The organism is Devosia soli (assembly GCF_000970455.1).
Taxonomy (GTDB): Bacteria; Pseudomonadota; Alphaproteobacteria; order Rhizobiales; family Devosiaceae; genus Devosia; species Devosia soli.
Map to the genome: position 1 here is coordinate 1 of NZ_LAJG01000005.1, position 12,761 is coordinate 12,761.

19 protein-coding genes are annotated in these 12,761 nt (G+C 60.2%); 2 read left to right on the top strand and 17 right to left on the bottom strand.

Annotated features, from left to right (window positions below):
* Window positions 1-412: 412 nt before the first annotated feature.
* Entirely contained in the window at window positions 413-1,597 is a 1,185-nt protein-coding gene (locus tag VW35_RS00515) for a type III PLP-dependent enzyme domain-containing protein (RefSeq protein WP_046141085.1), read from the top strand.
* A 277-nt stretch (window positions 1,598-1,874) separates the two neighbouring features.
* Entirely contained in the window at window positions 1,875-2,426 is a 552-nt protein-coding gene (locus tag VW35_RS00520) for a P-loop NTPase family protein (protein ID WP_046141086.1), read from the top strand.
* Here the strand turns inward: VW35_RS00520 and VW35_RS00525 are convergent.
* The 17 genes from VW35_RS00525 to rplN form a co-directional block, all read right to left on the bottom strand.
* Complete coding sequence (locus VW35_RS00525; RefSeq protein WP_046141087.1) at window positions 2,401-3,438, bottom strand: NAD-dependent epimerase/dehydratase family protein; 1,038 nt, start codon at window positions 3,436-3,438, stop codon at window positions 2,401-2,403. The two genes, VW35_RS00520 and VW35_RS00525, sit on opposite strands and share 26 nt — an antisense overlap.
* Before the next feature lie 149 nt (window positions 3,439-3,587).
* Window positions 3,588-4,010 carry a 50S ribosomal protein L17 gene (gene rplQ / locus VW35_RS00530; protein ID WP_046141088.1) on the bottom strand — a complete coding sequence of 141 codons (423 nt, stop codon included), beginning with the start codon at window positions 4,008-4,010 and terminating at the stop codon, window positions 3,588-3,590.
* A gap of 31 nt (window positions 4,011-4,041) precedes the next feature.
* The gene (locus VW35_RS00535; RefSeq protein WP_046141089.1) at window positions 4,042-5,061 is read right to left on the bottom strand and encodes a DNA-directed RNA polymerase subunit alpha; all 1,020 of its coding nucleotides are present in this window, start codon (window positions 5,059-5,061) and stop codon (window positions 4,042-4,044) included.
* Window positions 5,062-5,161: 100 nt separating this feature from the next.
* The gene (gene rpsK / locus VW35_RS00540; protein WP_046141090.1) at window positions 5,162-5,554 is read right to left on the bottom strand and encodes a 30S ribosomal protein S11; all 393 of its coding nucleotides are present in this window, start codon (window positions 5,552-5,554) and stop codon (window positions 5,162-5,164) included.
* Window positions 5,555-5,680: 126 nt separating this feature from the next.
* The gene (gene rpsM, locus VW35_RS00545; RefSeq protein ID WP_046141091.1) at window positions 5,681-6,049 is read right to left on the bottom strand and encodes a 30S ribosomal protein S13; all 369 of its coding nucleotides are present in this window, start codon (window positions 6,047-6,049) and stop codon (window positions 5,681-5,683) included.
* Between the two features lie 175 nt (window positions 6,050-6,224).
* A complete protein-coding gene (locus tag VW35_RS00550; protein ID WP_046141092.1) occupies window positions 6,225-6,788 on the bottom strand; it encodes an adenylate kinase in 564 nt (187 codons plus the stop codon).
* Window positions 6,785-8,122, bottom strand: coding sequence for a preprotein translocase subunit SecY (gene secY, locus VW35_RS00555; protein ID WP_046141093.1), 1,338 nt, complete (start codon window positions 8,120-8,122; stop codon window positions 6,785-6,787). The genes VW35_RS00550 and secY overlap by 4 nt, the downstream gene beginning before the upstream one ends.
* Window positions 8,123-8,350: 228 nt before the next feature.
* Window positions 8,351-8,854, bottom strand: a complete 504-nt coding sequence (rplO, locus tag VW35_RS00560; protein WP_046141094.1) for a 50S ribosomal protein L15 — start codon at window positions 8,852-8,854, stop codon at window positions 8,351-8,353.
* Window positions 8,855-8,869: 15 nt separating this feature from the next.
* Window positions 8,870-9,058, bottom strand: a complete 189-nt coding sequence (rpmD, locus tag VW35_RS00565) for a 50S ribosomal protein L30 (protein WP_046141095.1) — start codon at window positions 9,056-9,058, stop codon at window positions 8,870-8,872.
* A gap of 19 nt (window positions 9,059-9,077) precedes the next feature.
* Window positions 9,078-9,611, bottom strand: a complete 534-nt coding sequence (rpsE, locus tag VW35_RS00570) for a 30S ribosomal protein S5 (protein ID WP_046141096.1) — start codon at window positions 9,609-9,611, stop codon at window positions 9,078-9,080.
* Window positions 9,612-9,632: 21 nt separating this feature from the next.
* Window positions 9,633-9,995, bottom strand: a complete 363-nt coding sequence (rplR, locus tag VW35_RS00575) for a 50S ribosomal protein L18 (RefSeq protein ID WP_046141097.1) — start codon at window positions 9,993-9,995, stop codon at window positions 9,633-9,635.
* Window positions 9,996-10,007: 12 nt separating this feature from the next.
* Window positions 10,008-10,541 (bottom strand): 50S ribosomal protein L6, encoded by a 534-nt coding sequence (gene rplF, locus VW35_RS00580; RefSeq protein ID WP_046141098.1) that lies wholly within the window; start codon window positions 10,539-10,541, stop codon window positions 10,008-10,010.
* Between the two features lie 184 nt (window positions 10,542-10,725).
* Window positions 10,726-11,124: a 30S ribosomal protein S8 gene (gene rpsH, locus VW35_RS00585; RefSeq protein WP_046141099.1), complete on the bottom strand. Its 399-nt coding sequence runs from the start codon at window positions 11,122-11,124 to the stop codon at window positions 10,726-10,728.
* A gap of 13 nt (window positions 11,125-11,137) precedes the next feature.
* The gene (rpsN, locus tag VW35_RS00590) at window positions 11,138-11,443 is read right to left on the bottom strand and encodes a 30S ribosomal protein S14 (protein WP_046141100.1); all 306 of its coding nucleotides are present in this window, start codon (window positions 11,441-11,443) and stop codon (window positions 11,138-11,140) included.
* A gap of 30 nt (window positions 11,444-11,473) precedes the next feature.
* Window positions 11,474-12,031, bottom strand: coding sequence for a 50S ribosomal protein L5 (rplE, locus tag VW35_RS00595; RefSeq protein ID WP_046141101.1), 558 nt, complete (start codon window positions 12,029-12,031; stop codon window positions 11,474-11,476).
* Window positions 12,024-12,335, bottom strand: coding sequence for a 50S ribosomal protein L24 (gene rplX / locus VW35_RS00600; RefSeq protein ID WP_046141102.1), 312 nt, complete (start codon window positions 12,333-12,335; stop codon window positions 12,024-12,026). The genes rplE and rplX overlap by 8 nt, the downstream gene beginning before the upstream one ends.
* On the bottom strand, window positions 12,335-12,703 hold the full coding sequence (gene rplN, locus VW35_RS00605; RefSeq protein ID WP_035080843.1) for a 50S ribosomal protein L14: 369 nt from the start codon (window positions 12,701-12,703) through the stop codon (window positions 12,335-12,337). The genes rplX and rplN overlap by 1 nt, the downstream gene beginning before the upstream one ends.
* Window positions 12,704-12,761 lie beyond the last annotated feature (58 nt).

A 12,761-nucleotide genomic window follows, 5' to 3' on the forward strand; every position in this document is an offset into this window, starting at 1 on the left:
GGGCGGTGTCCGGGATCGCGTCGGTCGCGGGGGGCGGCGTGGCGGCTTGTGCCTCAAGCTGTTGAACCTGCGCCTGCCCCGGAGCGTTCCAAGGGGAGAAGGCAAGTGTGCCGCCGATGGCGATGACCGCCACGGCGAGACCCGAAAAAACGAGCGATCGCAAAGACATGGGTAAACCTTCAGCTGCGGATTTCTGGCCCGCTGGCCTTCCGCTTGCACAGCGACGAAAGCGCCGGGATTCTGTCATGAAAATGACGCGGCAACATTGTTGTTTCGCAAGGCAAATAAACGTTTGCGCGAGGGGTCACACGGCCCTATATGCAGCGCTCGATTTCGCGATGTTTACGAAACGGAAACACTTGAGCACCGCGAATTTCCCTGACCTCTCCAGCCCCGAAAGGCCTGTTGTCCAATGACTGACGAGCCGAAGACCGTTTACGCCAATACGTCCGCCCTGATCGCGGCCGAGGCGCCGGACTTTCCTTCCTTCCTTTTCTCGGAAAAGGAATTCCATAGGGCTGTTAAGGTCTTCAGGAAGGGTTTTGACGGGCTTCTTACATATGCCGTGAAATGCAACCCCTCGCCGCACATCATTGCGCAGCTGCACCGCGAAGGTCTCAAGGCGTTTGACGTCGCGTCGAACACCGAAATGGAACTGGTGCGCGACCATGCGCCGGGCGCGGTGATGCACTACAACAACCCGATCAAGAACAAGCGCGAAATCGAGCGCGCTTATGAAGAGTTCGGCGTTCGCTCCTTCACCATCGACCACCCGCAGCAGCTCGACCAGCTCGCCGCCGTCGTCTCGCCGTCGCGCGATGTGGAAGTCACGACGCGCTTCAAGGCGGGCAAGGCGCTCAAGAGCTATGATTTCGGCATCAAGTTCGGCGTGATGGAACAGGGTGCAGCGGAAATCGTGCAGGCCGTCGAGAAGATGGGCTATACTCCGAGCCTCTGCTTCCACGTCGGTTCGCAGTGCGAAGACGCCTATGCCTATGAGCGGCATATCGCGGCAGCGGCACGTATCGTCGAGGAATCGGGGATCGAGCTCAAGCGCCTCAATATCGGAGGAGGCTATCCGGCCCCCTACCCGACCAGCGAAGCGCCGCCGATGGACTATTATTTCGAGACCATCAGCCAGGCAGTTTCCGACCATTTCGGCGACAAGAACAAGCCCGAGCTGATCATCGAACCAGGGCGCGCGCTCGTGACCTCGTCGACCTCGCTGCTGCTGCGCGTCAAGCACCAGCGCGGTGGGCAGTCGGTCTATGTGAATGACGGCGCTTATGGTTCGCTGATGGAAGTCAAGTTCATGCACTTCACCCCGCCGGTGCGCGTCTGGCGCGGGCCGCGCGTGCACGACAACGATCAGGAATTTTCCGAATTCACCATCTGGGGCCCGACGTGCGACAGCTACGACGTGCTGCCGCAGGTGTTCACCCTGCCGGCCGATATCGATGAAGACGACTGGATCGAGTTCGGCCTGATGGGTGCTTACACCCAGGCCTCGCTGACGCCGTTCAATGGCTTTGATCGCCGCGACCAGTATTGGGTCGATGAGGTTTATACGGGCAAGGACATGGCGCCGGCCGAGTAACGCTTTGAGGTTTTGATAAACCCGCCCCGGCAGATGCTTGGGCGGGTCTTTTTTTTGGCAAGGGTAGGCTGCGAAGGTTTCACATCCCCTTGGCTTCCCCCGGACTTGATTCGAGGGTCAGCACGTGAGCCACAAACTTCGCGGGCCCAGGAAGTGACCCTCGGGTCAAACCAGAGGGAAGCGCGGTGGGGGTTAGAAATTCGAGGTACGCCGAAATAAGTTGAGTAGCTAAGGGCGCTTAGTGGCGTTCGTTCCACATTTGATTCAGGGGGAGTTGATGGCAGCGATACCGGACATTTCCATTTTCGGCCAACGGATCCTGATCCTAGGGCCGAGCAATGCGGGGAAGTCGACGCTGGCGGTGGCGCTCGGGGAGCGACTTGGGGTGCCGGTGGTGCATCTTGATCGGCTGCGCCATTTGCCCAATACCAATTGGGAAGTGCGGAATGATGACGACTTCGCGCAACTCCATGACGAGGCGATCCTGCCGCCGGGCTGGGTGATCGAAGGGAATTACTCTCACCTCCTGCCGCAGCGGTTCAGGCGGGCGACAGGTGCGCTGGTAATCAGCGATGGACTGGTGAAGCGCTATCGGCGGTATTTTCAGCGGACGCTGTTTCAGCGCCAGCGTGCCGGCGCGCTCGAAGGTGGGCAGGACAGGGTCAACCGCATGATGCTCGGCTGGCTCTGGAAGACGCGGCATTCGGTCGGGAAGTACCAGGCGCTGGTTCTGGAGGCCGGTCTGCCACATCTCTTCGTCAATGATCAGCGAGCGCTGGACGGGCTCTATAACGCCTGGGCGCTCAGCCTGCCCGCTTCCCTGGCTTGACGAGACCGAAGCGGATGAGGCTTTCGGCGGCGCTGAGGACGGCATCCTCGTTGCTGTGATAGGGCCGGCCGAGCAGCCGCTCGCCCTTCGAGCCGTCGAAGTGCTTTTGATTGCCGATATCGTTGATGATCTGCCGGACTGGTCCGCCCATCAGCGCGACGCCACGCATGATCCAATCCGGAACGCTTTTGAGGGTGATTGGGTAATCCGGATAGTGCCGGCGTAGAACGGCGGCGAGGTCTTCGAAAGTCATGTAGGGCCCGGTGCAGAGATAGCGCTGCCCGATGCTTTCCGGGTCTTTCAGGGCGGCGAGGTGCATGGCGGCGACATCGCGCACGTCGCTGATGGCAAAGCCGATACGCGGCATGGCTGGCGTTGAGCCATCGAGAAGCCCGCCGACAAGGCCGAGGGAGATGCTGGTTTCGGGATCTGTGGCGGGGCCGAGAATGGCGCCGGGGTGTATTGTGGTCAGCTGCATGCTCTGGCCGCTGGCAAGGGCCCAGGCGGCCTGCTCGGCGCGCGTCTTACCGATGCAATAGGCCCAGGGACGGCGCATGTTTGTGAGGTCCGTGAAATCGGCCTCGGTATATGTGCGTGGGCCTTTGTCGTGACCATGGCCATAGCCGACCGTGGCGATCGACGATGTCATGATGACGCGCTCGATGCCCTCTGCGTGGGCAAAGCGCAGGACGCGCTCGGTGCCTTCGACGGCGGGACGGATGACGACGGACGGATCTTTGGGTTCTTCGGCAACGATGGCGGCGGCAACATGGATGACCGCCTGGACGTCATGCGTGGCGGCGGCCCAGCCAGTATCATCGAGCAGATCAGCTTCGACGATTTCGAGGCGGGTTTCAAAGCCGGATGCCAGAAGATTCATCGCAGCTTGGACGCTGCGCAGCTTTACACGGTTTCGGAGCGTGCCGCGGACGATGTAGCCGGCCCGAAGGAGCTCGCCGATGACATGCTTGGCAACGAAACCCGATGCTCCGGTGACGAGAATACGGTCCATATTTGCTCCCCGCGTTGCACCCTGCCCTACACGCTCGTATCTACGCGCGGAAGAGGATTTTATAGCGTGTGGAGCAATGACATCCGCAGCAGCCGAAAACAGAAAGGGCGACCCGGAGGCCGCCCTTTCGATAAACTGCTGAAGCGCTCTTACGCGGCTTCGGCTTCGTTTTCGTCGTACTGGACCGGACCCGAATCCTGACCCTTGGCATCGACGTCGCGATCGACGAATTCGATTACGGCCAGCGGGGCGTTGTCGCCATAGCGGAAGCCGGCCTTAAGAATACGGATGTAGCCGCCCTGACGTTCAGCATAGCGCGGGCCGAGCACGGCGAAGAGCTTTGCAACTTGGGCTTCGTCGCGGATCTGCGCAATAGCCTGGCGGCGAGCGTGCAGGTCGCCGCGCTTGCCGAGGGTGATGAGCTTCTCAACGATCGGACGGAGGTCCTTGGCCTTGGGAAGGGTGGTGACGATCTGTTCGTGCTTGATCAGCGCGGCGGACATGTTGGCGAACATGGCCTTGCGGTGAGAAGCGGTACGGCTGAGTTTGCGGCCGCGATTACCGTGTCGCATGGGTATCTCCTAAAATCTTGGCAGCGCCGGATCAGTAATGATCTTCGTAGCGCTTGGCGAGGTCATCGATATTCTCGGGCGGCCAATTGGCCACGTCCATCCCGAGATGAAGCCCCATCTGTGCCAGGACTTCCTTGATTTCATTAAGCGACTTGCGGCCGAAGTTCGGGGTCCGCAGCATCTCGGCTTCCGTCTTCTGGATGAGGTCGCCGATGTAGACGATGTTGTCGTTCTTGAGGCAGTTGGCCGAACGCACGGACAGTTCGAGCTCGTCGACCTTCTTGAGCAGCGCAGGGTTGAAGGCGAGTTCCGGAACGGAGTCCTGGGCCTTTTCCTTGGTGGGCTCTTCGAAGTTGACGAAAACCGACAGCTGGTCCTGGAGAATACGCGCTGCATAAGCCACGGCATCTTCCGGCGACACGCCGCCATTGGTTTCGACTGACAGGGTCAGCTTGTCCTTGTCGAGGCTTTCACCGGCACGGGTCGCATCAACCTTGTAGCTGACGCGGCGCACTGGCGAGAACAGGGCGTCGACGGGAATGTACCCGATGGGGGCATCTTCCGGACGGTTCTTGTCGGCCGGGACATAGCCCTTGCCGGAATTGACGGTGAACTCGATGTTGATCTCGGCGCCATCGTCGAGGTGGCAGATCACGAGTTCGGGGTTCAGGACTTCGATATCGCCGGAGACCTTGATGTCACCAGCGGTCACGGCACCCGGACCCTGCTTGGAGAGAGTAAGACGCTTCGGGCCTTCGCCACCCATCTTGATGGCGATTTCCTTGACGTTCAGCACGAGGTCGGTGATGTCTTCCCGAACGCCGGGAAGCGACGAGAATTCGTGCAGAATGCCGTCGATCTGGATAGCGGTTACTGCTGCGCCCTGGAGCGAAGACAGCAAGACGCGACGCAGGGCATTGCCCAGGGTAAGGCCGTAGCCGCGTTCAAGCGGCTCGGCAATAACCGAGGCGTGACGCGAGTCAGCGCCATCCGAAACAATCTCCAGCTTGGTCGGCTTGATGAGTTCCTGCCAGTTCCTCTGGATCGTCACGGTATTGTCCTTTCAAATTCGCGGCTCCGAGAGCCGCACCGCCGCAAACACAATAGAACCCCTGGCCCCGCGGCCAGGAGTTTACCAAGTGGTCTAGTCTTTAGACGCGGCGCCGCTTGCGCGGACGGCAACCGTTGTGCGGGATCGAAGTCACGTCGCGGATGGAGGTGACGTTGAAGCCAGCAGCCTGAAGAGCGCGGAGCGCAGATTCACGGCCCGAACCGGGACCACGCACTTCGACCTCGAGGGTCTTCATGCCATGTTCCTGAGCCTTCTTGGCGGCATCTTCGGCAGCAACCTGGGCGGCATAGGGTGTCGACTTGCGCGAGCCCTTGAAGCCCATAACGCCAGACGAGGACCACGAAATCGTGTTGCCCTGCATGTCGGCGATGGTGATCATGGTGTTGTTGAAGGAGGCGTTCACGTGTGCAACGCCCGAAGTGATATTCTTGCGCTCCTTGCGGCGGACGCGCGTCGTGTCAGTCTTAGCCATTCAGGTCCTCTAGGGTATCGGCGCTGCCGTAGTTCCAGCAGCTCCACCATGGAAGAGACGGGTCAGGCCCGAGAGCCTGCCCGCCTTCCAATCAAACAACTGCCCCGCAAGATCGCGGGCGCAGAATTACTTCTTCTTGCCGGCGATCGGCTTGGCCGGACCCTTGCGGGTGCGGGCATTGGTGTGGGTGCGCTGACCGCGGACCGGAAGGCCACGACGGTGGCGCAGGCCACGATAGTTGCCGAGGTCCATCAAGCGCTTGATGTTCATCGCAACGTTACGGCGAAGATCGCCTTCGACGACATAGTCCTTGTCGATCGCTTCACGGATCTGGATAACTTCCGCGTCGGTCAGTTCATTGACGCGACGATCAGCCGGAATACCGACCTTGGTCGTGATATCATTGGCGAACTTTTCGCCGATCCCGTGAATGTACTGCAGCGCGATAACCACGCGCTTGTTCGTCGGGATATTGACGCCAGCAATACGAGCCACGTCTGCTCTCCTTCATTCAACACGCGCCATCGCGGCGGATGTCTTTAAACAACAAGGGACCGGATTTCGACCCCCAACCACTGTGGAGAACCGAATCCAGCCCAATAATCCATGAGACTGGTGCGGTTCTTTAAGGATTCGAAGGGACAGAGTCAACAGTCTCCGCCCATCCAAATTATTTGCCGAGCGCCGTCTTGATGGCGGACGTCACGCTCTCGACCGGCGCCATGCCGTCCACCGTCTTCACCAGACCCTGCTGACCGTAGTAATCGACCAGAGGTGCGGTGCTGGTGGTGTAGACATCCAGCCGTTTGCGGATCACGTCCGGATTGTCATCGGGACGATTGCTATCCTTGGAACGCTGAATCACCCGGCGCACGAGTTCGTCGGCATCTGCCGTGAGCTCGATGACGGCGTCAAGCTTGAGACCCTTCTCGGCCAGCATTTTGTCGAGGGCCTGGGCCTGCGCGATGGTGCGCGGGAAGCCATCGAGGATGAAGCCGGGCCGGCAATCCTCGGCATCGATGCGCTCAGAGACGATGCCGTTGACGATGGCGTCGGAGACGAGGTCGCCCCGGTCCATGATCGCCTTGGCTTCGAGCCCAAGCGGGGTCTGGTCGGCGATGGCGGCCCGCAGGATGTCGCCGGTGGACAATTGCGGGATGCCGAAGGCCTCAACCAAAATCTTAGCCTGCGTCCCCTTCCCCGCCCCCGGCGGTCCCAACAGGATTAACCTCATCGACGCTTGCCCCCTCCAAGGCGGGATTTCTTCAACAGGCCCTCATATTGCTGAGCGACCAGGTGGCTCTGGATCTGGCTGACCGTATCAAGGGTCACCGTGACCATGATCAGCAGCGAGGTGCCGCCGATAAACTGTGCAACCGCAAGCTGGCTAAACATCAGTTCCGGGATCAGCGCAATCACCGTGAGGTAGAGGGCACCGATGACGGTGATGCGCGTCAACACATAGTCGATGTGCTGGGCAGTGCGCTCACCCGGACGGATACCAGGAATGAAGCCGCCGGAGCGCTTGAGATTGTCTGCCGTCTCGGTCGGATTGAAGACAATGGCCGTATAGAAGAAGGCAAAGAAGATGATGAAGAAGGCAAACAGCACCATGTGCAGCGGCTGGCCGCGGCCAAGCAGCGCCGTAACGGTAGTGAGCCAGCCCATGCCGCTGTTTTGCGCGGCAAAGGACGCGATCGTTGCTGGCAAGAGCAACAGCGAAGAGCCGAAGATCACCGGGATGACACCAGAAGTATTGAGCTTGAGCGGCAGATGCGAGCTTTCGCCTTGGAACATCTTATTGCCGACCTGCCGCTTCGGATACTGGATCAGAAGACGGCGCTGGGCGCGCTCGAAGAAGACGATGATGGCAATAACGACGAGCGCCAGGGCGATCATGCCGAAGCCGGCAAAGGCAGGAATTGCGCCCGTGCGGCTCAATTCAAGCGTCTGGACGACGGTCGAGGGCAGATTGGCTACGATGCCGGCGAAAATGATCAGCGAGATGCCGTTGCCGACGCCGCGCGAGGTAATCTGTTCACCCAGCCACATCAGGAACATGGTGCCGCCGACGAGCGTGATCACGGTCGAGAGGCGGAAGAACCAGCCTGGATTGAGCACGACGCCCTGACTGCCTTCGAGACCAACCGCGATGCCATAGGCCTGGACGGCACAGAACACGACCGCCAGATAACGCGTATACTGGTTCATCTTGCGGCGGCCGGCCTCACCCTCCTTCTTGAGGGCTTCAAGCCGCGGCGAAGCCGTGGCGATCACCTGCACGACGATCGAGGCCGTGATGTAGGGAATGAGGTTGAGAGCAAAGATGGCCATACGTTCCACGGCGCCACCGGAGAACATGTTGAACATGCCGATGATGCCCTGCTGGCTCTGCTCGAAGGTCGCGCGAAACGCATCGGGGTCGATGCCCGGGACCGGAATGAAGGTGCCCAAACGATAAACAAGCAGCGCGCCCAGAGTGAACCAGATGCGCTGCTGAAGGGCTTTTGCCTTTGAAAAGGTCGAGAAACTGAGATTGCGAGCAAGTTGCTCGGCTGCGGACGCCATACTTCGCTCCCTAGAGCCGTGGGCAATGGACCAAAGACGGCATTGCTGACTCTAAAATTTGTTGTCGCAAGGCACGATGCGGAAAACCGCTGCGCACTTTTCCGCGCCCTGCTCTATGGCTGCAAGCCACAGGCGCTCGAAGCGCCAGGGGAGCATATAGGAGTGCAGCCCCGGCGCAACAAACCAAAAAAGCGCACCCGAGCACAAGCCGGGTGCGCCGATGCCAAACTACTTGGCGGCGTACGGGGTCTTCTTCCAGGTTTCCTTGACCTCGATGAGGTCTACCTTACCGCCGGCAGCTTCAATCGCTGCGGCAGCACCCTTGGAAACATGATCCACCTTGAAGGTCACCTTCTTGGCGGTGAAGCCTTCGGCACCGATCAGGCGGACGCCATCCTTGGGACGACGGATGACGCCTGCAGCAACGAGCGCTGCAGCATCCACGACGCCCTTAGCATCGAGCTTGCCCGAGTCGATATAGGCCTGGATGCGGTCGATGCGGACCTGGTTCCAATCCTTGGGGTTCCAAGCATTGAAGCCACGCTTCGGCATACGCATGTGAAGGGGCATCTGGCCGCCTTCGAAGCCGTTGATCGCGACACCGGCGCGAGCCGTCTGGCCCTTGCCGCCGCGGCCGCCGGTCTTGCCAACGCCGGAGCCGATACCACGGCCCACGCGAACGCGAGTCTTGTTGGCGCCGTCGTTGTCGCGAAGTTCGTTCAAACGAGTCATCTGTCGAGCTCCCTATTACTCGCCGACAACGCGGACGAGGTGCGGGACCTTGTTGATCATGCCACGGACTTCGGGCGTATCAATCAGCTCGCGCTCTTTGTTCATCTTGTTCAGCCCGAGACCGATCAGGGTCGCGCGCTGGCTCTTTTCGCGGCGGATCGGCGAACCGATCTGCTTGACGGTGATGGTTTTCTGTTCAGCCATTTTGCTCAGTCCTTACGGATCAGGCTTCGACTGCAGTCTCGCCGCGGCGAGCTTGCAGTTCGGAGACCTTGAGGCCACGGCGGGACGCCACGGCACGGGGGCTGTCGACGCGCTTGAGCGCATCGAAGGTGGCACGGACCATGTTGTATGGGTTCGAGGTGCCCGTCGACTTGGCAACGATGTCGTTGATGCCAAGCGTTTCGAAGACGGCGCGCATCGGACCACCGGCGATGATACCGGTACCCGGGACGGCTGCACGCAGCACAACCTTGCCGGCGCCATGGCGGCCGGTGATGTCGTGGTGAAGCGTACGGGCATCGCGCAGCGGCACGCGGATCATCTGGCGCTTGGCCTGTTCCGTTGCCTTGCGGATTGCCTCGGGAACCTCACGGGCCTTGCCGTGACCGAAACCGACGCGACCCTTCTGGTCACCCACAACGACGAGGGCTGCGAAACCGAAGCGCTTGCCGCCCTTCACAACCTTGGCCACACGGTTGATGTGGACCAGGCGATCGACGAACTCGCTTTCGCGCTCTTGAACGTCTCTGCTCATAATGTTCTTTCCTCGCCGCTGTTAGAACTGCAGACCGCCCTCACGGGCAGCATCTGCAAGGGCCTTAACACGGCCGTGATAGAGATAGGAGCCGCGGTCGAAAATGACCTCGGCGACGCCAGCCTTCACACCGCGCTCGGCGATCAGCTTGCCGATGGCAGCTGCCGCTTCGGAGGTCGCGCCGTTCTTGAGGGAAGCGCGTACGTCCTTTTCGAGGGTGGAAGCCGCAGCCAGCGTACGACCGTTGGCGTCGTCGATGATCTGGGCGTAGATGTTCTTGTCCGAGCGGAACACGCTGAGACGGGCGCGACCGAAGGCACGAGCCTTGAGCGCCTTGCGGATACGAGCCTTGCGGCGGTCCGCACCTTTTGCACTGATAGCCATAGGTGGCGCTCCTTACTTCTTCTTGCCTTCTTTGCGGAAGACCTGCTCGTTGGCGTAACGCACGCCCTTGCCCTTGTAGGGCTCGGGGGGACGCCAGCCGCGGATCTCAGCCGCAACTTGGCCGACCTGCTGCTTGTCGATGCCCGTAACGACGATCTCGGTCGGGGTCGGCACGGCAAGGGTGATGCCCTTGGGGGCCGCGTAGATCACTTCGTGGCTGAAACCGAGCGAGAGCTTGACGTCCTTGCCCTGCATGGCGGCGCGGTAACCCACGCCCTGGATGCCCAGCTTCTTCTCAAAACCGGCGCTCACCCCGGTGACCATGTTCTGGATCAGCGCGCGGGTGGTGCCCCAGGCTGCACGAGCCTCACGGGTGTCGTTTGCCGGGGTGATGACAATGCCATCCGAACCCTGCTCGACGTTGACGATATCCATGAGCGTGAGGCTCAGTTCGCCCTTCGGGCCCTTGGCGGAAACGTCACGACCATTGATCGTGACCGTAACGCCATTAACCGGGGCCACCGGTTTCTTGCCAGTACGTGACATTCTATATCCTTGAGTAATCGTCTTGCCGCGCATCCAATGCGCTTGAAGGTGCTCGAAAACGGAGCCGATCAGCGTTTCCGAGAAACGTTGACCGCGCTCCTATCAGTTTTTGCAGCACTTACAACCGGAAAGTGGAAACCACTTTGCCCAAAGTGCCTCACTGCGCTTTCGAGACCGACACGCCTTAGAAGACGCGGCAGAGTACCTCGCCACCAACATTGGCAGCCTTGGCTTCGTGATCGGCCATCACACCCTTGGGGGTGGAGAGGATCGAAACACCCAGGCCATTGGCCACCTGAGGAATATTCTTGACCGACGCGTAAACGCGGCGGCCGGGACGGGAAACGCGCTCGATGGTGCGGATCACGCCCTGGTTGTCCGAATACTTGAGTTCGATTTCGTATTCGGCAGCGCCGTTTTCGAACTTCGTTTCCGAGTAGCCGCGGATGAAACCCTCGGACTGGAGAACGTCGAGCACGCGACCGCGAAGGGTCGAGGCCGGAGTCGAAACGGTATTCTTGCGACGCTCCTGAGCGTTGCGGATGCGAGTCAGCATATCGCCGATGGGATCGGAAAAGCTCATCTTATGTCTCTCCTTACCAGCTCGACTTCACCAGACCCGGGATCTGACCCAGGTTGCCCAACTGACGCAGGGCGATACGGCTCATCTTGAGCTTGCGATAGTAGCCACGCGGACGGCCCGACACTTCGCAACGGTTGCGAACGCGAACCTTAGCCGAGTTGCGCGGCAGTTCGGCCAGCTTGAGGGTGGCCTTGAAGCGCTCTTCGATCGACAAGGTCTGATCCTTGACGGTCGCCTTGAGAGCAGTACGCTTCTCGGCATACTGCTTGGCGAGCTTGGCGCGCTTGTTGTTCTTCTCGATGGAACTGGTCTTTGCCATGTTCTGATCCTTTATCCCTTCCCTGCCCGCTTACTGGCGGAACGGGAAGTTGAAAGCGCGCAGCAGTGCCCGAGCTTCATCATCCGACTTGGCCGTCGTGGCAATCACGATATCCATACCCCAGACCTGATCGATCTGATCATAGTTGATCTCGGGGAAAATGATGTGTTCCTTGATGCCCATGGCATAGTTGCCACGACCATCGAAGGCGTTCGGGTTGAGGCCACGGAAGTCGCGGACACGCGGCAGTGCGATATTCACCAGGCGATCCAGGAATTCGTACATACGCGTCTTGCGCAGGGTGACCTTGACGCCGAGCGGCATCTCTTCACGGACCTTGAAGCCGGCGATCGACTTGCGGGCATGGGTGATGACCGGCTTCTGGCCAGCGATCTTTTCCATTTCCGCAGCAGCCGACTTCACCTTCTTGGTGTCGTTGACAGCTTCACCGACGCCCATGTTCAGGACGATCTTGTCGAGGCGCGGCAGCTCCATGACGTTCTTGTAGTTGAACTGCTTGTTCAGTTCAGCCTTGACGGTCTCGTCATAGAAGGTGCGCAGACGCGGCACATAAACGGTCTCAGCCATCGATCTGGCCTCCGGTCGTCTTGGCGACGCGAGTCTTCACGCCGTCCTTGATCTGGAACCCGACACGGGTGGGCTTGCCATTTGCGTCGGCGACGGCCAGGTTGGACAGGTGGATCGGCGCTTCCTTGGTGAAGATGCCGGCGTCCTGCGAGGCAGTCTGCTTCTGGTGCTTGCGGACCAGGTTAATACCCTGGACGACAGCTTTGGTTTCGGCGGGGATGACCGACAGGACCTGACCGGTCTTGCCCTTGTCCTTGCCAGCCAGGACGACGACTTTATCGCCCTTCTTGATCTTGGAGGCCATTACAGCACCTCTGGGGCGAGCGAGATGATCTTCATGTGGTTACGGGCGCGGAGTTCGCGCGGAACCGGTCCGAAGATACGGGTGCCGATCGGCTCTTTCTGATTGTTGATCAGAACCGCGGCGTTCTTGTCAAAACGAATGACGGTGCCATCGGGGCGACGGATGTCAGTCGCGGTGCGAACCACCACGGCCTTCATTACCTGGCCCTTCTTAACGCGACCACGCGGAATAGCGTCCTTGACCGAAACGACGATGATGTCGCCGACCGAGGCGTATTTGCGATGAGAGCCGCCCAGCACCTTGATGCACATGACACGACGAGCGCCGGAATTATCCGCGACGTCGAGATTGGACTGCATCTGGATCATAACTGGATGCCTTCTAGTTAACCGGCTCTACCGTCATCCGGCTCGCCGACCTAATTCA

Excerpts from the sequence above, each read along its gene's own strand:
- rplO (WP_046141094.1), bottom strand. The coding sequence starts at position 8,854 with ATGACTCGTTTGAACGAACTTCGCGACAACGACGGCGCCAACAAGACT.
- rplQ (WP_046141088.1), bottom strand. The coding sequence starts at position 4,010 with ATGCGACACGGTAATCGCGGCCGCAAACTCAGCCGTACCGCTTCTCAC.
- secY (WP_046141093.1), bottom strand. The coding sequence starts at position 8,122 with ATGGCGTCCGCAGCCGAGCAACTTGCTCGCAATCTCAGTTTCTCGACC.
- rpsE (WP_046141096.1), bottom strand. The coding sequence starts at position 9,611 with ATGAGCAGAGACGTTCAAGAGCGCGAAAGCGAGTTCGTCGATCGCCTG.
- rpsH (WP_046141099.1), bottom strand. The coding sequence starts at position 11,124 with ATGAGCTTTTCCGATCCCATCGGCGATATGCTGACTCGCATCCGCAAC.
- rplR (WP_046141097.1), bottom strand. The coding sequence starts at position 9,995 with ATGGCTATCAGTGCAAAAGGTGCGGACCGCCGCAAGGCTCGTATCCGC.
- VW35_RS00525 (WP_046141087.1), bottom strand. The coding sequence starts at position 3,438 with ATGGACCGTATTCTCGTCACCGGAGCATCGGGTTTCGTTGCCAAGCAT.
- rpmD (WP_046141095.1), bottom strand. The coding sequence starts at position 9,058 with ATGGCTGAACAGAAAACCATCACCGTCAAGCAGATCGGTTCGCCGATC.
- rplX (WP_046141102.1), bottom strand. The coding sequence starts at position 12,335 with ATGGCCTCCAAGATCAAGAAGGGCGATAAAGTCGTCGTCCTGGCTGGC.
- rpsN (WP_046141100.1), bottom strand. The coding sequence starts at position 11,443 with ATGGCAAAGACCAGTTCCATCGAGAAGAACAACAAGCGCGCCAAGCTC.
- VW35_RS00515 (WP_046141085.1), top strand. The coding sequence starts at position 413 with ATGACTGACGAGCCGAAGACCGTTTACGCCAATACGTCCGCCCTGATC.
- rplN (WP_035080843.1), bottom strand. The coding sequence starts at position 12,703 with ATGATCCAGATGCAGTCCAATCTCGACGTCGCGGATAATTCCGGCGCT.
- VW35_RS00550 (WP_046141092.1), bottom strand. The coding sequence starts at position 6,788 with ATGAGGTTAATCCTGTTGGGACCGCCGGGGGCGGGGAAGGGGACGCAG.
- rpsK (WP_046141090.1), bottom strand. The coding sequence starts at position 5,554 with ATGGCTAAGACTGACACGACGCGCGTCCGCCGCAAGGAGCGCAAGAAT.
- rplF (WP_046141098.1), bottom strand. The coding sequence starts at position 10,541 with ATGTCACGTACTGGCAAGAAACCGGTGGCCCCGGTTAATGGCGTTACG.
- rplE (WP_046141101.1), bottom strand. The coding sequence starts at position 12,031 with ATGGCTGAGACCGTTTATGTGCCGCGTCTGCGCACCTTCTATGACGAG.
- VW35_RS00520 (WP_046141086.1), top strand. The coding sequence starts at position 1,875 with ATGGCAGCGATACCGGACATTTCCATTTTCGGCCAACGGATCCTGATC.